The sequence below is a fragment of the Pseudoalteromonas sp. A25 genome (assembly GCF_009176705.1).
Lineage (GTDB): Bacteria > Pseudomonadota > Gammaproteobacteria > Enterobacterales > Alteromonadaceae > Pseudoalteromonas.
In genome coordinates, this window is the sequence record NZ_AP021846.1 from 1,988,194 (window position 1) to 2,007,404 (window position 19,211).

General features: G+C 40.2%; 20 protein-coding genes. 4 read left to right on the forward strand and 16 right to left on the reverse strand.

Annotated features, from left to right (window positions below; genetic code table 11):
* Window positions 1-93: 93 nt before the first annotated feature.
* From GDK41_RS08410 to GDK41_RS08430, 5 genes are read right to left on the reverse strand one after another with little or no spacing between them, the layout of a single operon-like run.
* Window positions 94-1,233, reverse strand: coding sequence for a glycosyltransferase (locus tag GDK41_RS08410; protein WP_152085988.1), 1,140 nt, complete (start codon window positions 1,231-1,233; stop codon window positions 94-96).
* A gap of 3 nt (window positions 1,234-1,236) precedes the next feature.
* Window positions 1,237-1,947 (reverse strand): acyltransferase, encoded by a 711-nt coding sequence (locus tag GDK41_RS08415; protein ID WP_152085989.1) that lies wholly within the window; start codon window positions 1,945-1,947, stop codon window positions 1,237-1,239.
* The gene (locus tag GDK41_RS08420; protein ID WP_152085990.1) at window positions 1,910-3,301 is read right to left on the reverse strand and encodes an O-antigen ligase family protein; all 1,392 of its coding nucleotides are present in this window, start codon (window positions 3,299-3,301) and stop codon (window positions 1,910-1,912) included. Before GDK41_RS08420 ends, GDK41_RS08415 begins: the two co-directional genes overlap by 38 nt.
* Window positions 3,294-4,715: a lipopolysaccharide biosynthesis protein gene (locus tag GDK41_RS08425; protein WP_152085991.1), complete on the reverse strand. Its 1,422-nt coding sequence runs from the start codon at window positions 4,713-4,715 to the stop codon at window positions 3,294-3,296. Before GDK41_RS08425 ends, GDK41_RS08420 begins: the two co-directional genes overlap by 8 nt.
* A gap of 9 nt (window positions 4,716-4,724) precedes the next feature.
* Window positions 4,725-5,876: a glycosyltransferase gene (locus GDK41_RS08430; protein WP_152085992.1), complete on the reverse strand. Its 1,152-nt coding sequence runs from the start codon at window positions 5,874-5,876 to the stop codon at window positions 4,725-4,727.
* A gap of 215 nt (window positions 5,877-6,091) precedes the next feature.
* Here GDK41_RS08430 and GDK41_RS08435 point away from each other — a divergent pair, with 215 nt between their 5' ends.
* On the forward strand, window positions 6,092-7,012 hold the full coding sequence (locus GDK41_RS08435; RefSeq protein WP_152085993.1) for a glycosyltransferase family 2 protein: 921 nt from the start codon (window positions 6,092-6,094) through the stop codon (window positions 7,010-7,012).
* Window positions 7,013-7,021: 9 nt separating this feature from the next.
* Window positions 7,022-7,429 (forward strand): response regulator, encoded by a 408-nt coding sequence (locus GDK41_RS08440; protein ID WP_152085994.1) that lies wholly within the window; start codon window positions 7,022-7,024, stop codon window positions 7,427-7,429.
* On the opposite strand, the gene GDK41_RS08445 is transcribed toward GDK41_RS08440, so the two are convergent.
* The 6 genes from GDK41_RS08445 to GDK41_RS08470 all read right to left on the reverse strand — a co-directional run bounded on the left by GDK41_RS08445 (window position 7,406) and on the right by GDK41_RS08470 (window position 12,658).
* Window positions 7,406-8,323 (reverse strand): endonuclease/exonuclease/phosphatase family protein, encoded by a 918-nt coding sequence (locus GDK41_RS08445; RefSeq protein WP_232056436.1) that lies wholly within the window; start codon window positions 8,321-8,323, stop codon window positions 7,406-7,408. The genes GDK41_RS08440 and GDK41_RS08445 overlap by 24 nt on opposite strands.
* Window positions 8,324-8,395: 72 nt before the next feature.
* A complete protein-coding gene (locus GDK41_RS08450) occupies window positions 8,396-9,871 on the reverse strand; it encodes an LruC domain-containing protein (RefSeq protein ID WP_197739479.1) in 1,476 nt (491 codons plus the stop codon).
* A complete protein-coding gene (locus GDK41_RS08455) occupies window positions 9,868-10,290 on the reverse strand; it encodes a hypothetical protein (protein WP_152085996.1) in 423 nt (140 codons plus the stop codon). Before GDK41_RS08455 ends, GDK41_RS08450 begins: the two co-directional genes overlap by 4 nt.
* Before the next feature lie 256 nt (window positions 10,291-10,546).
* A complete protein-coding gene (locus GDK41_RS08460) occupies window positions 10,547-10,978 on the reverse strand; it encodes an acyl-CoA thioesterase (RefSeq protein ID WP_152085997.1) in 432 nt (143 codons plus the stop codon).
* Window positions 10,975-11,796 (reverse strand): M23 family metallopeptidase, encoded by an 822-nt coding sequence (locus GDK41_RS08465; RefSeq protein ID WP_232056563.1) that lies wholly within the window; start codon window positions 11,794-11,796, stop codon window positions 10,975-10,977. The genes GDK41_RS08460 and GDK41_RS08465 overlap by 4 nt, the downstream gene beginning before the upstream one ends.
* 4 nt (window positions 11,797-11,800) lie before the next feature.
* A complete protein-coding gene (locus GDK41_RS08470; RefSeq protein ID WP_152085999.1) occupies window positions 11,801-12,658 on the reverse strand; it encodes a 6-carboxytetrahydropterin synthase in 858 nt (285 codons plus the stop codon).
* A 195-nt stretch (window positions 12,659-12,853) separates the two neighbouring features.
* On the opposite strand from GDK41_RS08470, the gene fabA reads away from it, so the two are divergent.
* Window positions 12,854-13,369: a 3-hydroxyacyl-[acyl-carrier-protein] dehydratase FabA gene (gene fabA / locus GDK41_RS08475; RefSeq protein ID WP_152086000.1), complete on the forward strand. Its 516-nt coding sequence runs from the start codon at window positions 12,854-12,856 to the stop codon at window positions 13,367-13,369.
* Between the two features lie 69 nt (window positions 13,370-13,438).
* On the opposite strand, the gene rmf is transcribed toward fabA, so the two are convergent.
* Together rmf and GDK41_RS08485 are read right to left on the reverse strand one after the other, a co-directional pair.
* Window positions 13,439-13,609, reverse strand: a complete 171-nt coding sequence (gene rmf / locus GDK41_RS08480) for a ribosome modulation factor (RefSeq protein WP_152086001.1) — start codon at window positions 13,607-13,609, stop codon at window positions 13,439-13,441.
* Between the two features lie 687 nt (window positions 13,610-14,296).
* Entirely contained in the window at window positions 14,297-14,500 is a 204-nt protein-coding gene (locus tag GDK41_RS08485) for a hypothetical protein (protein WP_152086002.1), read from the reverse strand.
* Between the two features lie 586 nt (window positions 14,501-15,086).
* Here GDK41_RS08485 and GDK41_RS08490 point away from each other — a divergent pair.
* A complete protein-coding gene (locus GDK41_RS08490; protein WP_172971583.1) occupies window positions 15,087-15,806 on the forward strand; it encodes a helix-turn-helix domain-containing protein in 720 nt (239 codons plus the stop codon).
* Window positions 15,807-15,849: 43 nt separating this feature from the next.
* Here GDK41_RS08490 and GDK41_RS08495 read toward each other — a convergent pair whose 3' ends face one another.
* The 3 genes from GDK41_RS08495 to GDK41_RS08505 are packed head-to-tail and all read right to left on the reverse strand — an operon-like array spanning window position 15,850 to window position 19,126.
* Window positions 15,850-16,860 carry a cupin-like domain-containing protein gene (locus GDK41_RS08495; protein ID WP_152086004.1) on the reverse strand — a complete coding sequence of 337 codons (1,011 nt, stop codon included), beginning with the start codon at window positions 16,858-16,860 and terminating at the stop codon, window positions 15,850-15,852.
* 5 nt (window positions 16,861-16,865) lie between these two features.
* Window positions 16,866-17,576, reverse strand: a complete 711-nt coding sequence (locus tag GDK41_RS08500; protein ID WP_152086005.1) for a SapC family protein — start codon at window positions 17,574-17,576, stop codon at window positions 16,866-16,868.
* Window positions 17,577-17,590: 14 nt separating this feature from the next.
* Window positions 17,591-19,126 (reverse strand): tryptophan halogenase family protein, encoded by a 1,536-nt coding sequence (locus tag GDK41_RS08505; protein WP_152086006.1) that lies wholly within the window; start codon window positions 19,124-19,126, stop codon window positions 17,591-17,593.
* Between the last annotated feature and the right edge of the window lie 85 nt (window positions 19,127-19,211).

Sequence of the window (19,211 nt, forward strand, 5' to 3'; positions counted from 1 at the left end):
CATTTTGAAAACAATGCCCATTAATGAGCAAGATAAAGGGAAGATTGCAGATTATGGGCCAAAACACCCTGACCCAAATATTTACCGGACTATTTAAGGAAGTAAGCTAAGTGTCTGTGATACTTGCTGTGCTTTTGAATGCCAACTATGGGGCGCAGCCAACTGTGCTTGAGAATACTGCCAGTTTAGGTCTGGCAACTCTTTAACGCTCATCGCCATATCAACCGCTTCGATAAAGCTGTCGACATCATTAGCAATAAACAGTGTCTGTTTAAACTGCAGAGCAGCAGGAAAATGAGTTGTTACGATTGGCGTACCTGCAGCTAAATACTCTTTTAACTTAAGTGGGTTACATGCTCTAATTTGCTCATTGTCTAAAAATGGCATAATCGATACGTGCCAATGTTGAGAAAAGCTCGGCAATGTTTTATGGTCAACGGCATCAATATGAATAACATTAGGCAAAGAAAATAAAGTTTCTATCTCGCTCGTGTAGTTTATTACAGCACCTATGAGGTATAGCTCATAATGAGGTCTTTGTTTGGCCAGTTGTATCAACAAAGCAACGTCTAACCATGTGTTGATTGAACCGTAAAACCCTACTTTGCGCTGATGTTTAGATAACATCCTATTTGCTGGAGTTGGATGATTAAATAGCTCAAAATCCACACCGTGGGTTAGCAATTTAGTTTTACTTTGCGGCATTTTTCGTTTCAGTTTTTCGCTAACCACGTAGATTAGATGAGCACGCTCTATTAGTGTTTGCTCAAATGGCGCGACCATATCATGGTCAACCCCAGCTAAAGCACCAAACTCGTCTCCACAATAATAGATAAGTTTGTCTTGTCTCCTTAGCTTTATAAAGCTCATTGCAGTAGGCACACTTATCCAATAAATGATGGGCTCTTGGTCCTTATTTTCACCTAATTGCAGTAACCACAGGGCTTTATTTATCAAATTAACTAATTTGTTATTATGCCAAGGCAAAATAGCCAAACTGCTTACTTTCTTTAAATTGTGATCATTTAGTCGTTTTGCATGTTGCCTACTCTTTGTCAAAAAGGCCCATGCTTTGGTACACAACCTCACAAAGTCAGTTTTATTCATTTTTGGCCTGCGCATTCCTACAGAGTTAACCCAGTGTACATTGTGGCTTTTACTTAGGTGCTTAAATAAATGCTGAGTACTACTGGGAAGGCCACCCCAGTCTTCCCCAAATACAATGAATTTCATCACCTACCCCTTATTAATAATTTGTTTTACAACCTGAGCGGGATTACCTGCTGCAATGCAGTATGCGGGCACATCTTTTGTAACCACTGCCCCGGCACCAATAATTGCGCCCTCGCCAATGGTTACACCAGCTAGCACAGTAACGCCGGTACCCAACCAAGCGCCTTGCTTGATAATAATATCTTTAGCTTGATGATCTTCGTCAGGTAAGCCAAGTGCACGTGCTTTACAGTCAATTGGGTGGCCAGAAAAACCGGCTAAAAAAATACGCCCCGCTAGCCTAACATTGTCTTCTAGTACGATTTTGGTGCCCACAGAAAACGCATTCTGCCAGCCGATATCCACATTATTACCGACGATAAGCTTGGGCGTTTCATGCGCTGTGCTTCTAGCGCAAAAGGTAGTTATGCCCGAAAGCCTTACGTCATCTCCTAACGTAATAGACAACTCCCCTAATACTTGCGGCATTCCACTGTACAAACACAAATTACGCGCAGAGCCTTTCACCTGACTCTTAAATACAGGGGTGTAGTAAATAATCCGCAAAGCTTCTGACAACACGGTACTTAAAAAACGGTGTATGTTGTAAACACTGTTATGCAATAAGGGAATTACTATGCATTGCGGATTACGAACACGTTTAGCCAACTTGAATAATTTGTCAGCCATGGGGTGCTCACTGGTTTTTAACCATTTTTTCATTGCTAAGTACATTTTTCCTCCTCGTTTTATCTGACGAGAGTTTTTCAAGTGCTATCGTCAACGATAAAATAATGTATAAAGGCCAAGTGAAAGCTTGCGTTAAAAAGGTGCCAGATACCATAAAACCAATCATGCCTGCTTTCAGTGCAAGGCTGTTTGTGATCAACTGTTTATCCTGGTTCAATGCATTCAAACGCTCAATTCTCGCTAAACTTCTAAATACACCCATGATCAACATAATGAAGATAAGTAAACCAACGAATCCGGTTTCACCTAATACCTGAAACCATGTGCTATGCACTGCATGATTCTTGCCATCCCAATGCGGGCTGTAAAAATAGTAATTAGCAAAAAAATTATTTACACCGACTCCAGTTAGAGGATTACCAAGAGCCATATTAATCGCCGCTTGCCACGCATAAATTCTCCCCATTGCCGATGCATCAACGCCTTCTTCAGCTGCGCCACCGCTTTGCCTATCTGTTATACCCGCAAATACCACCATCATCAGCATACCCAAAACACCAACTGTTGCGACGATAACCGGGTTTTTTACCCTCTGATAAATAAAAAAACTGAGCACAGCTGCGATACCAAGTAACCCACCCCGACTTTGCGTTGCAATAACGCCGCTGATCACCAGAAATAAGCCTGCAGCAGCCAGAAGCCTTCTCGATTTATTGTTTCTTTTATCGAACACTTCGGCGGCCAGAAACGATACAGGAAACATTAAAACCAGCGACAGGTCATTTGGATCGCCTAGTTGCGAGCGTAATTCGCGAGAGATGGTAACGCGAGTGCCTTCAACTAACCCTATTCCATTTGCTTTATTGCTTATTGCAACAAGCGCAACCGCGACACCAGACAACATAATACCGATACGCACTATGGCGAAATGCTTTACGCTGGTCATCCACCAACTTATTGCAAATACCATAATGAACACTTTAGTAAGCACACCACTCCAATATTCAATTGCTATGCTTCGGTTACTTGCCATAAATACACACACAGTGAGCCACAAAAACAAAATGACAAAAAGCACGTGGCAAGTATGCCAATGAGGTTTAAGCTGCTTTGAAATAAGCAAATGCCAAAAGATACCTAGCAGTGAAGCAAGAGCAAGTAGCTTGGGAATTTTAAAAGGCATCAAAACGGGAAATGCCTCATGCAAACGAAAATAGCTGAACAAAATAAATAGAATAATAAATGCAATGCTGGCTCGGACAGCACTAAACGCAGCAAATGGTAAAGCAATTAATGCAAAAGCGCCCAATATACCCACGCCTTTATAGGCGCTTATAACGACCAGCGTGATGGCAAAACCAGTCAAAAATAACCTGTTTTGGTAGATTAGTTCACGCATATTTGTACCCACAAACAGTGGCAAGTTGCTTTGCTATCTTTGAGATATCATGAAAATACAGCCGCACTAAATATGCACCGTATATGCTTAACACAAGCAGGCGCTTTATAGTTACATAGTCGGTGTTGGAGTACCCAATCAATATGAGTATAAATAGACATAGCCAAGCCACGATAACCTGAGACAATTTATATGGAATTGGCGCAAGCATTTGACTCGTTATATAAAAAGCGAGCGCCCGTAGCCCGTGCACAGTAATTAGTGAAAACACAGCGCCCGTCATTAAATACTTTGGTACCAGCACCGCCATCAAAGCCAACATTAACAGTGCGGCTGCTGCATTAATAACAAACACATACTTAGCATTGTGAACTAAAAAACAGCCTATATTGAGTAAGTCAGCATGATGGCGAAAAATTACAACGATAATTAACAGTGGTACCCAAGTTGCGCTTTGAGCATAATTATCAGGCAACATTAGCACTAATAATTGCTCGCTTAATATCAACATGACTAAACTAATGAAAATAGCGATATTTAAGCATCGAGTAGCTTCATATCCATAAAGCGCTGCGTTGTTATTGTGCTTTTCAAACCGCTTAGCAAACCACCACATTCTTACCGGCTCAAAGGCAAATGAGGTCATAAGTGCAAATTGTGCTGCTACAAAGTAAATAGCAAGCGTCTGCGTATTTGAGTTAGCAACAATAAACCAATTTTCTGCTCCGTTACCCACGTACAAACAAATACTTGAAAGTACAATTGAAGACATAAAGTAAAAATCTCTACGCTTAATGACGGCTTCACGAGTAGCGAAGGAAAAAATTAAAGACTTTCTAACTCTAATTAATGCCAACACTAAAATAACTAAAGAGCATATTGCGCCTGACAGCATAACCCCAGTAACACCAAGCCCAAGAAAAAGTAAAAACAGCGATAGCATAGTCTGAGATAACCCGTGAGCTACACACGCACAACAGTACGACTTAGCCTTGTTTTGCAAACGCCAATAACTATATGGAATCGATAGTAAAGCTGAGCAACACAAGTTGACTAGTAGTAAGTAAATGTCTAGTTTATCGACGTTTACTGGTAATAATAAAACTAATGAGTCGATATTCAGACAGACTAATAACGTTAATACTAAACAACCAGTTAAACTTACTAACACACACTCTGTGATCAGTGAATTGAGTTCATGTTTATATGTTTGTTTGTGTCTAAAGATAAGTTCAGGTAGCCCAAAGCTGAGAATCACAGAGCATGCGGCACATAGCGTAACCAAAAAATTTAAGTAGCCGTACTCTTGCTGATTAAGCACTCGAGTAAAGACTGGCAACATAAAAAAGCCCAGCCCTTTGAGTATCAAGACGGCTACCCCATAATATGCGACTTGCTTTAGACCACTCATCATTCACAGCCTTTATAAAGCTTGAACCCAGCTTGAAAGCTTTTTAGCTTGTAACTGAGCATTAAAGTAACGAGAGACTAATTGATTGGCGTTCTCCCCCATAACGTAACGAACATAAGGACTTAACTGGCAAAATTCTTTTAACATTTGGTACAAAGCACCTTCATCACCCGGCTCGCAAAGCATTCCAACCTGTTTGGTAACGATTTCCTTCACCCCCATGAGTCGTGTAGATAACACAGGGATACCACAGGCCATTGCTTCTTTTAGAACCAAAGGGCCAGTGTCTCTATCTCCATTGAGCGCAATACAAAACGGGGCAACGAGAGCGGAATATTTGCTGCAGTTTTCAGCTATCCATTTAGGTGACTTTCTACCAAGAAACCGCACTTGACGATTTATTCCAAGCGCATAGCTAAGTCGCTCGAGCTCTTCGAATAACGGACCGTCTCCTACAATATCTAATGATACAAAAACGTGTTTTTGCAATCTCTTTATTACTGGCAATAAGAACTGTAGGCCTTTCTTTTCAACAAGACGGCCAATAAAAATAAGTTTTATGTCGGAGTTTAATGCCGTTACCTTGTTTGAAAAAAAGTTAAGATTAACCCCGCAATGCAGCAGCTTAGTTTGAGTTCGAGACACTCTTTCAAATTGCGACTTCATATCTTTGCAAACAGCAACAACAAAGTCGCATTCATTGAGTTTATGCTTGATGTCTGCACCATTCACATATACATCGTGCCCATGTCCAATAGAAGATACCGTTATGTTTGCAAGTTTTGCAGCCACTATTCCATAAGCCAAAGGTCCATGCATAAAATGACAATGTAAATGTTCAGCGTTAATCATTTTAATTTGTTGCGCAATGGCAGCACCGTAGCCTAACAAAGACAACGTTGATATAGAGTTAAACTTTGCAGCAGTGTTAATAGCATAGGGTGTTCTTGAGTTAAAAATCCCTACTTTTAATAAATCACGTATTGATGGTTTTGCTATACAATAGACATCCACGCCAGCGCTTAGTTGGTTAGGTGTATTGTGGGTCTCAAATGTTAAAACCGACACCTTGTGGCCAGCAGAAACTAACGCGTTTATCTCTGTGATCACAAATGTTTCTGAGGCGATTGGAAAGCTCGGCACTAAAATGGCGATGTGTTTCATAAAAGGCACTCCTAAATATGGTAACTAGTAGTGGCAATAATCATACCTACCAAAATGTTGCACATTTACAGTGTCGATTAGCAATTTAGAAGCCATTTTTTGCATATTGCAACGCAATTTATAAATCCCATCTCGTTACGCTACTAAAATCTTGGTGTTCACATTGGCGCTTAAATTGCGTAGAGACGTTTACTGTTCGCTAAGAGACTACCGACATGAAATATGATGTAAGCGTTATCATTGCAAATTTTAACTGCAAGCAATATTTGCCAATCGCATTTGCAAGTATTTTGAAACAAACTGGACTCATTGTAGAGATCATAGTGGTTGATGATGGGTCGGATGATGGCAGTATTGAGTGGTTAGAACTTGCTCAAAAGACAATATCAAACTTGGTGTTAATAAAACAACAAAGGGCTGGCGTAGTTGCCGCACGAAACCGAGCAATTGATATTGCTCGAGCACCCTATATCGCATTTTTAGACGCTGATGATTATTGGATTGATGACAAGTTAAAAGCACAATATCAACACATGAAAGCTCACCCAGAATGTGTATTGACGTTTACAAACTACATGCACGTAAACGAAAATTACCACCCTATCATTGACTGCTTTTCGTATTGGCCAGAGTTTTATCAACCAGGCCTTAAAAGCTCAACTAACTACACAACACTCGCAAACCCACTAGACTTGTTATTGCATGCAAACGTAATTGGCACGTCTTCAGTAATGGTCTCGGCAAACGCGATTAGAAGAGTCAATAAATTTGACCCAACGTTAAAAAGTGCAAGCGATTGGGATTGCTGGCTAAACCTCGCGTCGATAGGAAATGTTGCATACACTTATCAATGCGCTATGGGTTATTTAATGCGCTCAGGTTCAATAACAGCAAATAGAGTGCGTCGTTTAGAGGCTATGCAAAGTATTATTAAGCGTGTTTACGCTCAATCTTCGGTAAGCTTTAGCACGAAAATAAAAACGAAAGCGAGAATGAATGAATGTTACGCAGAGTATTTCTCAGAACAAGGTAAAACGCTCAATGCACTTTTCTACACCGCGTGTGCATTTGGGTTAAACCCACACGCCAGAAATGCCAAGCATTTAATGCATAGTTTAAAGCAGCTTATTGTATAAGGTTAAAATATGTACAAAATAATTATTGTTGACGATGAAGAGCCAGTTTTAAGAGCGCTAAACCGGCTCTTTGCACGACACTATGAATTACACCTATATAACGATCCAACCAAAGCGGTAGAGAGCTTTAAGAGTAACCAATATGACCTTATTCTGTCGGATATAAAAATGCCCTATCTCGATGGTTTTGAAGTGTTAACACAATTTGCGCAGTGTTTTCCTGACTCTGGAAGAATGCTGATAAGCGGATACACTGACTTAGACGAGTGCAGAGGCGCACTGAATAAAGATATTGCTCATATTATCGTTTCTAAGCCATGGGATAACTTTGAACTTGAGTCGATAGTTGCTCTATTGCTACAAAACTGTGCCTTGAAAAGTGAGCTAAAAGCATTAAAAAGTAATTTGATAGCTTAGTAGTTTATGGTCGCTGCCATTAAATTGTTCAATCTGCAAGTCCGTTATAGCAATTGCTTCACTTACTATACAATTATCTATTGGAAGTTCTATTAAACTGAAGAGCAGCGCACTATCATAGTGCCATGTATGATAATTAACGCGAACTTGAGAGCAAGACAAACTGTTTTTAAAAGGAAAATAAACTGACCAAGGAACAGTGTTAAAATCACCGCTTATAACCCATCGCCCAGCAGCGTCTTTGGTCTCATTATGTAAGCGTTTTAATAGCGCATTGCGAAGTTGCCAATCGCGTCTGGTTCTTGGTGACGGTGGATGAATAGCGAATAGCTTGATAACCTCGCGTGCAATTAATAAGTCTAGCTCCACATAACCCACCCGCTCCTTGTGGGTAAATACCACTTTACTACTTATTATTGGATAACGTGTAATTACGCCAATCCCCATGGGAAAACCAACCCTCTGTGAAGGGCCAAACTTAAAGTAATGTGGCTTTATTGATTCAAATAGTGGCTTATGTTGATCATTAAACTCTTGAACGACGAGTAAATCCCAATCCTCCTTAGCAAGTTTAGCCAACTCTTTTTTAATATATGGGTTAAAGTAGGATAAGTTTATCTGCTTGACCGTGAGTTGTGTTTTCTTTTCAGGTTCGCTAAGAAAATAACTTTGCCAGTTGAGGTGCAACCCCGTAAGAAACAATGATGCTGTTAGCAAACAAAGTGCTAACTTCTTGTTGTGATATGCGATTAACGTAGCCGGTATAAAAGAAAACAGTAACCACTGATAGCGAAAACTCCCTATCAAATCTCCGACATACCCATAGTCCTTTGCTAAAAAAGCTATGCTTATGAAGCAGAAATATAAAGCGAGATTGATATATTTCATCGTCATATTTTTCAATCGCTCAGCAAAAAAATGAAAAAGAATAAAAGCTAAAACCGTTAGCTTTTATCGTATATATTGTTACCACATCCAAATTGATTTGCCGATGTCTTTGGTGCTTTCTGTGTTCGGGCTCAAATACCAACTCGCATCTGACGTACCATCACCTCGGCTATAAGATAAAAACTTACTATATGCTTGACCTAAATCTACATATTCAATTGGAGGGAGCCAATCATCTGGGAAGACCAATGCATATGGATATCCCTGAGTATCTTTAAATTGCGTATCTATGCTGCCACTGTTGGCAGAAAATGCTAATCGAGCCACATTGCCCGGTAAATGTACTTCATGCCCGGTAACTTCAGTGTACAAATAAGGGTCGTATGGCGCGCTAGGCATTTCATTTGCAGGAACTGGACTATCCAAATTTACTACTACGCTAAATTTATTTCCTTTTATAATAGGGACATCTGGCAGCGTATTAACAAATTCATAGCCCGGAACAGACATTAAACTTTTACTGTCTTCAAATATGAGTAAATCAACAGAATCAGAGAAGGTTTTTGATTGTGGATATCCAAAAATTGGCGTCTGCGACCCTGGCTTAAACATGCTTATGGTTGCCGAGCCTGACACTGAACTTGCAAACGGAATGTGTAAATACCAATCATGAGTATATGATGCGCCTCGCGCTATCATGTACCCTGTTGCATTAATTGAAACCACCTCATTGTTTAACATTCCAAAACCTACTTGGTAACCAACAATCAGATCATTAAAATCGTAATCACCTTTGTTAGGATAACTGTCTTCATAACTTACAACAAAATACGAACTATTACTTGGGTAGTAAACCCATGAATCTGGTGACGTTACTTCGGAGTTATTCGCAATTACCAAAGGAGCTTCATCTAACCCTGCTGCGAGTTGCTCTAAATACTCTTTATCTTGACTACTTAAAAGAGCCACATCTTCGTACCCTGCCCCGTAGTCATAAAAAGCCTCAGGATCACCTAGCTCAATATTCGTTTGTAAAAACTCAACCGTTAATATTGCACTCACAGCGTCTGACAAGCTATCAGGAACAACTATCGACAAAGTTCCATCGAATGACGAGCCATAAATATCACTGTCCTTACTACCTGTTATCCTAGAAGACCCGCTATCCCCAATCACTGTGTAATATTGAGCACGCTGAGTGTCGCTTTTCGGCGCGACCACCGTACTTGTTGGTGTTGAAAACGTTGAGTAAACATTTGTACCATTAGGAGTGCGTATCGTTAAGTATGCATATTTTATCGTTACGCCTTGGGATTGTGCTTTTTCGCTGCCACTTGCTGCCTCGTTTACATCAATCGCAAATACCAAACTTCCGCTATTGTCTTGCCTAAACCATTCTAATGCTTCAGCTGTAGGATTTTTGTCTGCAATGTGAGCAACAAATAAATCAATGTCTCCATAACCTTGGCGTATCGTATCTTTGAGCTTCACTGATTCGAACGCTTGCGTATTCATACTAATAACAACAACCAAGATAAAAATTAACCACTTCATAAGTTAATCTCCATTGTAATTTGAGGGTCACCCGCAACCGTTGAAAACATATCTACAAACACGTTAGACACGACATTTTCTATATATAAACTTAAGTTGAGCTCTCCTTTGACTCCGCCCAAAAATAATAACTTGCCCTGCTCTGTATAGACTTTTATGAACACAGTATTTGCACTAAAATCGTAGCTTTCAGGCTCAATTACGATGTTGTGCTCACGAAATTGAGAAAACACAAACTCTTCACCAGCAGGCGTATCACTCAATAACGTTGACAACGAATTAGATTGCTCAGATGCAGGTTGTACACTCTGCTCTTGTGCACTTTGATTTATAATATCCGTCGACTTAGCTTGCTCTTCTGATGAACCGCCACAGGCGATTAACGCAACGCAATAAATCAGGGTTAAACAAAACCTCATATCAAACTCCAACAATGGTGCCTTGCATTACCACTTCAAAATTTGCGCCAAAAAAAGAGTACTGATTTAATTGAATAATTTAGATGTGTTTGCAATTTGCAACGCACAATGAATAAGGTTTCAAACTAGGGATTGGTTAACTTTTTATATTTATTCATGCGAAGCTAAACTTACGCTATTAAGAATTAACTGTATGATGTGTTCTTTTACACATAAAAAGTAAGCCACACACTGTGGCCTACTTTTTTCACGTCTTTTATTTAAAACCAGACAACATTTTTTCGCATACCACGGGGGTCGGTCTATGGTTATCATCAACAGCAACAAAGGTAAAGCTACCCGAGATAGCAAGGTGCTTATCATCTTTATGCATGCGCTCTAAGTATATTTCAACTTCTACTTTCAAACTCGTATTGCCCACATGTACAACGCGCGATACCAATTCAGCAAAAGTGCCTGCGGGAATTGCCTCTTTAAAATCCACCCTATCTGAAGAAATAGTTACAAGTGGCTTGCGACAAAAACGCGTCGCAGCTATAAATGCAACCTCATCCATCCAAGCAAGAGCGTCCCCACCAAATAACGTATTATGGTGATTAGTTCTGCCTGGAAATACTGTTTTTGTGACAGACGTTACTGAATCTTCTATTCGTTTCGCAATGATTGCTTCTTTATCTATCTGTGTCATTTGTTACTACTTTTGTTCGCCAATGTATCTTGCATTAATAATTGTGGGTCAAGTCGTTCGTTATACCAATTAAAACGCCAATCTAAATGAGGGCCGGTCACTCTACCCGTCGCGCCAATATCTGCGAAATGGTCGCCTGTTGCTAATTTATCGCCAACTTTAACATGGAGTTTGTTTAAATGAATGTAGGTTGAGCTGATCCCATACCCGTGATCAACAATGACAGTCCCTCCGCTGTAATACAGATCAGGATCTGCAAACGTTACTACTCCTGGTAGTGGTGCCAATACTGGGGTTCCGGTTTTATTTGCTATATCAAGGCCGTAATGTGGATTGCGTGGCTTGCCGTTAAAAAATCGCTGACTGCCATACACGCCTGAGATACGACCAGGTGCAGGCCTAAGAACAGGTTCTTTAAAATATTCTAAATCTGAGTCAGTCGCACGCGCTTGTCTAACTGCTTTTGCCTCAGAGCGAATTCTCTCCAAAACAGACTTAGGCGGAGAAACATATTTCTTCTCCACTCCTGTAATTTTATCTATTTTAAATTCGCGCTGCGTAATAATAATTTCTTTCTCATGCTTAACTTGCTTATCATCAAGCCAAGTTAACGTATGCGTAGTTTTTGCATCACGGCCAAAACCAAATACAAACTCACCTTTAGGAGTGATTTTTAACTGCTTGCCGTTGAGGCTAACGTGAGAGACATTTTCAAGCTGTCCGATCACCATGCCACCTTGTGTTAAGTGACCTTTTAGCTCTAGTGCAGATGTTAAAAATGGCAACGTTGACAGTAAAAAGCCAAATACAGTGCCCATGTTTTTAGGCATGTGCGATTGCTCCTTTACCAACACCTTCAAACGCTTTTACAGTAATAGTGTTATCAGGCAAATCATGTTTAATTTGCTGAGCCAAATATTCGGCAATACACTCCACGGTCGTGTCACATGGTAAGATATCGCAGCAGCTTTGACTGATAGCGAGTTCGAAATAGCCCTGGCTAGACTCATATGCAAAACAAATATCGTCTGATTTAGCTTTGATACTCTTTAATTCATCGCTTTTAATGATATCTTCTTCAGTGCCCAAATAAATATCCTGCCATCTACTTGCCCACTCTTTTTGCAATCTGGGGTGTTTCATGCCGTCAACAAACACACCAATTTGCGAGCGATGGCCATGAATGATGCGCTGGCAGTTACCGTCATGTTTTTTCAATCCATGACTATAGTGATAATAAAAGCTTTCACTTTGTTCTGGCCTAAGTTCTATGCCAATGTCTTTAACATTACTTGGCATATTAGGCATAATAACTGACTTCAAAAAGTCGATAACACTTTGCTCACTAACCACTTCATCGTTAATAACACAAACCGCTTGCTCTGGTGCACTCATCGCTAAGTGATTGGAGTCGCCAAATTGGCAATCCAAGTAAACTCTGCCGTTTTCTAATTTAACTTCACCATTTACGCCCTTAGCAATCGCGAGTTTATGATCTATCGTGTCATCAATGATACGCTTGATTTGCTTTTTAACTAACGCGAAATCCAAAACCATCGACTCGTCATTAAGTTGGCCATGTAACGTTAAATCAACAATCCAACTTTCGCCGACCGCGCCACGTTTATTACAAAGGAAAGAAAAATCAATGACAGTTAGTGCATCTACAAAAAGGATCATAAACTTCCGGTAAATTAGTTAAATACTGGCTGTATTATAAAGTTTTTTAAGACAAAGATCGCCCTATAAGCGTAGAAGAATTTACTTTTAATGATAATTATTCTTAAATAACTGCAACTTTTAACTGTTCAGAGTTGTTTAGCGTACATCTGTACGCTAAAGTAGCTCCGAAATTTTCAGCAAAGATTATGAACTATGGAACCAAAAAATAGCTATACAAAAGAAGAATTAATCATATGTGGTCGCGGTGAAATGTTCGGTGAAGGTAACTGCCGCCTGCCAAGTGACAACATGTTAATGATGGACCGTATCGTTGAAATTAATGACAATGGTGGCGAATTTGGCAAAGGTCATATCATCGCTGAATTAGATATAGATCCTAGCCTTTGGTTTTTTGATTGCCACTTTAAAGGCGACCCAGTTATGCCTGGTTGCCTTGGCTTAGACGCAATGTGGCAACTTGTAGGCTTTTTCCTAGGATGGTCTGGTGGTCCAGGTCTTGGTCGAGCATTGGGCGTTGGTGAAGTAAAATTCACGGGTCAAATTCTTCCTACTGCTAAAAAAGTAACCTACAGAATCGATATGAAGCGTGTTATTAAGCGTAAATTATTCATGGGTATGGCTGATGGAACTGTAGAAGTAGATGGGCGCGTAATTTACGAAGCAAAAGACCTAAAAGTAGGCCTGTTTCAAGATACCAGCGCATTTTAAGTTACATTCTGCTTAAACAACAAAGCCCCGTAAAGGGGCTTTGTTGTATTTAAATTCGTGTTTGGATTATTAAGTTTTAAAAGTATTACGATTTTCAATCGCCTCTCGCCATCCACCTAACCATTCTGATCTTGGTTCAACTTGTTGATATGGACATAATTCTTTCGATCTACCTGCCAGCCCGGCTTTAAATCCTTGTGAATGTGCTCTTTCTAAGCGATCTCTTTTCTGTCTCTTCATAGGTAAAATCCTCACCTTTTCTTTTCAAATGTGTTGCGAACACAATCCGAATGATTGCAATCATCATCAACACTTAATATTTAGTTAATAAACCTGTGATATTCAACTTTATAGGCGTGATTCTTAGCACGCCTATGAGAACTAATTACTCACCTTATTGATCACACAGAAATTGTTTTTTAACTGATGTGTATCTAGCGCACATCACGCATAATTGAATAATTGAGAACAAACAGCACACTCACCTTATAACAGCTGCTATCTACAAACTGTCTAACAGTTGAGGCACTGAGTTAGAGCAGGGTTGGCCAAACCTCAAGATTCAATAAATCACATTCGCAATTAGCATGCAATGATCTTTATCAATAGTTTTTAATCTGAAAAATAAAGATAGATAATATATCTAAGTTGCTACGCATATTTAGCTTAGTTTTACCAATTAAAATTAAAATATAAATTAGCCAAACACCCGAGAGAGTAAAAAAACATTCATAATTTTGACATAAAAACTTTTCTTTGCAATTCAACACCAAAAGATACTTTGAATAAAATGGGGGCTTTGATTTTTAGCAATTGTCCCCCAAAAACGTGGAGCTGTCTGCCTACCCTCAACTCAGTGAATGGTATTTTTTATCATTACGACATATTCATTTTGCTAGGTGCAATAATTTTTAGCGTGAACCATTGTTATTTTTGGCTTCTACGGCTAAAGCTGAAACTCCTTTCTTTAACGAGCTCACCCATTGCGGCTTTAGGTGTACTGTAAAAATTTACAATCAATTTATCGAGTGCATTATCTAACTGGATATGAGCAGCTTGATATACCAGCTTACCCTGCTCTTCATACCTAAAGTTTTTACACTCAAGCGCGTGACAAAGTGTTGTTTTCATATCCAAACATAATGTTAGCAACCATATCAGGTTGGTTTTGTAGTTTGTCATCAGCATAGATTAACGTGCCGTTGGTGCTAAACATTTACCCATTACTCAATTTTTTTACAATAAGACAACTCAATGGCGCTTAAATCAGCACTTCCCGCATTGTTCTCAAGTGAGGATTCTATATCAGTCAATGCAAATTCGGCAGAATCTAAAAGTTTGGCCTCGCAAACGTGTTGCTCTATCTATCAGTATGCAACTCAATGCACAAAAATCAGCGGCATAATGCCGCCCCTACTTCGCAACCGATGAAAGTATTTTTAACGCCCATACGCTTATCCTACCGATTGTAGAAATGGCATTACAGCGTGGTGTTGTACCGGACAAAATACTCAAAGGCTCAAAGTTATTTTATGAAGATCTGTCAATACATACCAAGCAGGTTTGCTTTTCGCAACTTCATAATGTGATACACACGCGACAAGATTGCTTAGCTGCGAGGGGGTTAGTTTTTTACTGGCTGAGCGTTTAACATGCTCTACCTAACAACGCGTTCCAAGCGCTGATGCATGCTGCAAACCTACAACAAATGTTCAGAGTGAGCCAACTTCGCCAATTTGAACTGTTTCCTTACATGTACGCAAAAAGCTATCGTGCTAACAACCAAATACACTTTGTGATTAACTTTGCAATATCAGAGCCACATGAATTGGTACGAAATTTTTTTTATGAGTTGTTGGCTGGCTTAATTGAATACCTGCTAAAATGGCAAGCCACTAAAACTACACAAGTCAATCACACCAGGCCTATTTATCATATAAAGTTTCCAATGCCACAGCCAAAGCATATAGAGCAATTCCACAGTCATTTAAGTTGCGAGTATTCGTTCAACCACCCAGTGTTCATGGTATCCATACCTCAAAAGTACTTACATTTTAAGCGAGCAAACGCGCTCCCAGCTTTAACTTATTATCATTTAAAGCAATCAACTAACCGATACGCTAAATCAGGATTTAAACAGTTTGTATCAAACATGATCGCAAGCTCACCCAAAGCCACCAGCGAGCAAATCGCACAGCGTATTGGTATGAGCTGTGCCACTTTAAAGCGTAAGCTAAAACAACATAATACCAGCTTTAAAATACTTAAAGACGAATGGCAAAAACAACAGTCAATGATATATATTGTTGAACGACGCTATTCGAATGAACAAGCCGCTGCGGCGCTCTTTTTTAGTGATATCACAAACTTTAGGCGCTCTTGTAAGCGTTGGACGGGTAAAACACCAAGCGAGCTTAGAGACTGTATACAACGCTGAAATACAGCGAGTATCGACTGTACAAAAACAAGCTCGCCCAAAATTAGTTATTAAGCTGTTGAATAATTTGCCAACGCAACTTTCTAGCAAGCTCATCATCAATGTTACCTAGGCTGCCAAGTGCCTCTTCGTTGATGTGGGCATGATTGTTTTCACTAAAAACATAATGTTCAAATATTGCGCGCCAAGCTTGCCTTTGCGCATGAGGTAATTGGCTTATAGACAAGATTGCATGCTTGAGTGCATCTGTGGGTAGCCCCAAATGTGCGTCCGTATCACGCCACCAGTAGTTAATTAGCCCATTGATAGACTCTGTGCTTTTTACATGATGCCACCACATACTCGGGATGTATATTGCATCGCCAGGAAGCAATTCAACCCTCAATGCCTTGTTCTGTGCCTCTTTGTACTTTGGAAACTTTACGTAATCGGGATTTGTAAAATCTACCATACTGACTATTTGACCCGCAGGGGTAAAGTCAATAGGCCCAGGATACAAGCAGTCAATTAGCTCTGGTGCAAACAACGTAAATTGCCTTTTACCGGCGACGACACAAGCTATATTTTCAGGTACATCATAGTGCGCCGCAACTTCTGTTTGATTTCCTAACCAAATACTCACCAAAGGTACTTGCGTTAGCATAGGCAATGTGTTTTCTTGCTGTAGATCGCCAAGACAATAACCAAGCGTTGTAGAGCCCATATATAAGCTTTGCGACTTATCACCGTTAGGGTTAAGCAGTTGACTAAGCAAGTCTCGAAGGTGGGTTTTTATTTGCGTAAAATTCTTTTGTGTCTGACTCTCATCGTAAAAAAAGCGACCTTGATATTTTGCGTCACATTGGTATGCATAAACATCAACTCCCGTGTCAAAACGGCTAAGGTACTGGCAAAACGCATCGTTTGACTGTTTAGCGGCGTTGACGACTGGCCAATCACTTACCACTTGTCTAAATACCAAAGGAGTCGGAGACTTAGATTGAGACAGTGCCATCACGGTTGCCACCATATCACCGGCGGTGACGTTATTGTACTCCTTGATTTGCTCTGTCATTCTGCTTACTCCTCTAGGCGTTCTTTCAATCTAACTAACTTTTTCAGCTGCCCTAAAGATGCGAGTACCATATAGATGTGCTGAAGATATCCTGCGCTATGTAGCTTTGACAAAGAACCACTCGAAAGCTTAGCAAGGACATCCTCATTAATTGTGTATAAACCACTTAAACGTTGTGTACCTACATTTATCAAAGCACTCTCTAGAAGCTCTAATTCGAGTAAAGTGTTAAAGAACGCCTCACTTTGGCTATGCCCTTCATGAATTGCCAGTAAAATACTATTTACTTTTTGCAGATAGTCGCTCATTCCTCCTTGACTTGTAAACAACGCTTCGCCTTGCTCTTGGTTTACGCGAGGATGCGACATATCGATATGCACCGCAGGCTCAGTCACAGGAATACCGTTTTGCTGCTTTTCAACAAATCCTATTAAGAATGGCTGGCGTAAGATACTCAGCGGAATATATTCATTGCGCCAGCCACTGGCGGTTAAATAAAGATTTTCATGCTCATTAAACCCAAGTAAAACCACGGCTTCAAACTGGCCTGTTTGGGCATTCTTTTTAAAAAAGATTGGATAGTCACTTTGCAGTTGCGCAAACTCTGAAGGAAATACGCGAGTGATACTCACATCATCACCTAAGCTTGCGCTGCGCTCGGTAAGAATCTTTATTTCTTTGTGTGTAATATTATCTAGTAATTGCTCTTGACTCATAAAGTATCCTTTATCTAAATAGTGGGTATACCAAACTTAGCAACATTTGTTAGTAGGTCTCTGTTTGTTGGTAAAACCCCAAGCCCTCGTTGGGCATTTTGAGTGACTTGCTTAAACAAACTCGCAGAGTCCTGATTTAGCGTAGGCTCATAATTTGATGGCAAGAACCCCATACCATATAAGACATATTGATAACTAGCAGCAGAAAACACCTCGTCTATTCTGTCAAGATCAGTACTTTTTGGCGCTTGATACTGCCACAGCAATAATAGCTCTTGCAGGCTTTGTGGGATATGTTCACTACGCATCTGTTGCCAATATGGAGTATCATCTCTAGTGCTTAGCACATAGTGAAGCTTTAGAAAATCAATGATCCGCTGCCATCGATAATTGAATTTTGCGTTAAATCGACTAGCTACTACGTTCATTAATGAGCGCGTACTAGGGAAATTATCACTAAGATACGACGCACTCAGCTCAATCATTACTAACGCCGACGCCTCTAATGGCTCCAGAAAACCCGCCGACATACCAATGGCAAGACAGTTGTTATGCCAAAACTTCTCTCGGTAGCCTGGGTTAAAGTGTATTTCTTTAAAGGTATTCTCTTTTGATACCTCCAAGCCTTGTTCAGATATATAATTGCTCAATTGCTGCTTTGCTATATCGAAGTCGCAGTGATTGCTTGCAAATGTATACCCTATGCCCCTTCTTGTTGGCAGTGCAATGTCCCATATCCAACCGTGTGGTTGGCCAGTTGATTTAGTGCACGATGCAACTGGCGCACGTTCATCTGCGTGAGGAACCTGAACGGCAATCGCTCTGTCGTTTTGCAGCACATGTTTTTGTGATAGCCAAGAGATCCCATAGTGTTTCCCAAGCAGCAAAGAGCGACTGCCAGTACAGTCAATAAACAAATCGGCTTCCAGCTCAACGTTTTGCAAGGTTTTAACTGCTCTAATATCACCATCACTTAAACTGATTACCTCATGCACATCGTCCAAGACTAGCTTTACACCTAACTCATTTATACAGTGTCGTTTAAGTAACTTTGCAAACTTATCGGCATTCAAGTGATAGCCATAATTCCCTTTGCCGCCAAACTGTATATCACTTGGTAAGCGTGGTGCTTTACTCTCGTCACACCAGTATGCTTGGGCACACACGGCATGCGCAAAATCAACTTTGTCGTGAACCGCTAACCACGGAGTAACCATATCAATGCCTTGTTCAAAACCAACTGGCAGAGAAAATGGGTGATAATAGGCGTGATCAACACTACTAGCCCAGTTTATAAATTCCGAGCCTTGCTTAAATGATGCGTCACACTGCTGTATAAATTCGCCTTCTGTGATCCCTATTTTGCGCAAAGTTTCACGCATTGTTGGCCAAGTCCCTTCACCAACACCGATAGTGCCAATATTTGCTGATTCGATAAGTGAAATTTCTAGCTTATTTTTGTGTGCAGCAGCCAGTATCCCAGCTGTTAGCCAGCCAGCGCTGCCGCCGCCAACGATAAGCACACGTTTAATCTGTTTAGAATGAACCATTATTTTAATCTCGTGACGTTTGATAAAACAAAGCCGCAATTTAATTGCGGCCTTGTTTTAATACTAGTACTAATCTAAACGTTGT

What these genes read in the sequence shown, in the direction of transcription:
- GDK41_RS08410 (WP_152085988.1), bottom strand. Translation starts at nt 1,233, where the DNA reads ATGAAATTCATTGTATTTGGGGAAGACTGGGGTGGCCTTCCCAGTAGT.
- GDK41_RS08415 (WP_152085989.1), bottom strand. Translation starts at nt 1,947, where the DNA reads ATGTACTTAGCAATGAAAAAATGGTTAAAAACCAGTGAGCACCCCATG.
- GDK41_RS08420 (WP_152085990.1), bottom strand. Translation starts at nt 3,301, where the DNA reads ATGCGTGAACTAATCTACCAAAACAGGTTATTTTTGACTGGTTTTGCC.
- GDK41_RS08425 (WP_152085991.1), bottom strand. Translation starts at nt 4,715, where the DNA reads ATGATGAGTGGTCTAAAGCAAGTCGCATATTATGGGGTAGCCGTCTTG.
- GDK41_RS08430 (WP_152085992.1), bottom strand. Translation starts at nt 5,876, where the DNA reads ATGAAACACATCGCCATTTTAGTGCCGAGCTTTCCAATCGCCTCAGAA.
- GDK41_RS08435 (WP_152085993.1), top strand. Translation starts at nt 6,092, where the DNA reads ATGAAATATGATGTAAGCGTTATCATTGCAAATTTTAACTGCAAGCAA.
- GDK41_RS08440 (WP_152085994.1), top strand. Translation starts at nt 7,022, where the DNA reads ATGTACAAAATAATTATTGTTGACGATGAAGAGCCAGTTTTAAGAGCG.
- GDK41_RS08445 (WP_232056436.1), bottom strand. Translation starts at nt 8,323, where the DNA reads ATGACGATGAAATATATCAATCTCGCTTTATATTTCTGCTTCATAAGC.
- GDK41_RS08450 (WP_197739479.1), bottom strand. Translation starts at nt 9,871, where the DNA reads ATGAAGTGGTTAATTTTTATCTTGGTTGTTGTTATTAGTATGAATACG.
- GDK41_RS08455 (WP_152085996.1), bottom strand. Translation starts at nt 10,290, where the DNA reads ATGAGGTTTTGTTTAACCCTGATTTATTGCGTTGCGTTAATCGCCTGT.
- GDK41_RS08460 (WP_152085997.1), bottom strand. Translation starts at nt 10,978, where the DNA reads ATGACACAGATAGATAAAGAAGCAATCATTGCGAAACGAATAGAAGAT.
- GDK41_RS08465 (WP_232056563.1), bottom strand. Translation starts at nt 11,796, where the DNA reads ATGGGCACTGTATTTGGCTTTTTACTGTCAACGTTGCCATTTTTAACA.
- GDK41_RS08470 (WP_152085999.1), bottom strand. Translation starts at nt 12,658, where the DNA reads ATGATCCTTTTTGTAGATGCACTAACTGTCATTGATTTTTCTTTCCTT.
- fabA (WP_152086000.1), top strand. Translation starts at nt 12,854, where the DNA reads ATGGAACCAAAAAATAGCTATACAAAAGAAGAATTAATCATATGTGGT.
- rmf (WP_152086001.1), bottom strand. Translation starts at nt 13,609, where the DNA reads ATGAAGAGACAGAAAAGAGATCGCTTAGAAAGAGCACATTCACAAGGA.
- GDK41_RS08485 (WP_152086002.1), bottom strand. Translation starts at nt 14,500, where the DNA reads ATGAAAACAACACTTTGTCACGCGCTTGAGTGTAAAAACTTTAGGTAT.
- GDK41_RS08495 (WP_152086004.1), bottom strand. Translation starts at nt 16,860, where the DNA reads ATGACAGAGCAAATCAAGGAGTACAATAACGTCACCGCCGGTGATATG.
- GDK41_RS08500 (WP_152086005.1), bottom strand. Translation starts at nt 17,576, where the DNA reads ATGAGTCAAGAGCAATTACTAGATAATATTACACACAAAGAAATAAAG.
- GDK41_RS08505 (WP_152086006.1), bottom strand. Translation starts at nt 19,126, where the DNA reads ATGGTTCATTCTAAACAGATTAAACGTGTGCTTATCGTTGGCGGCGGC.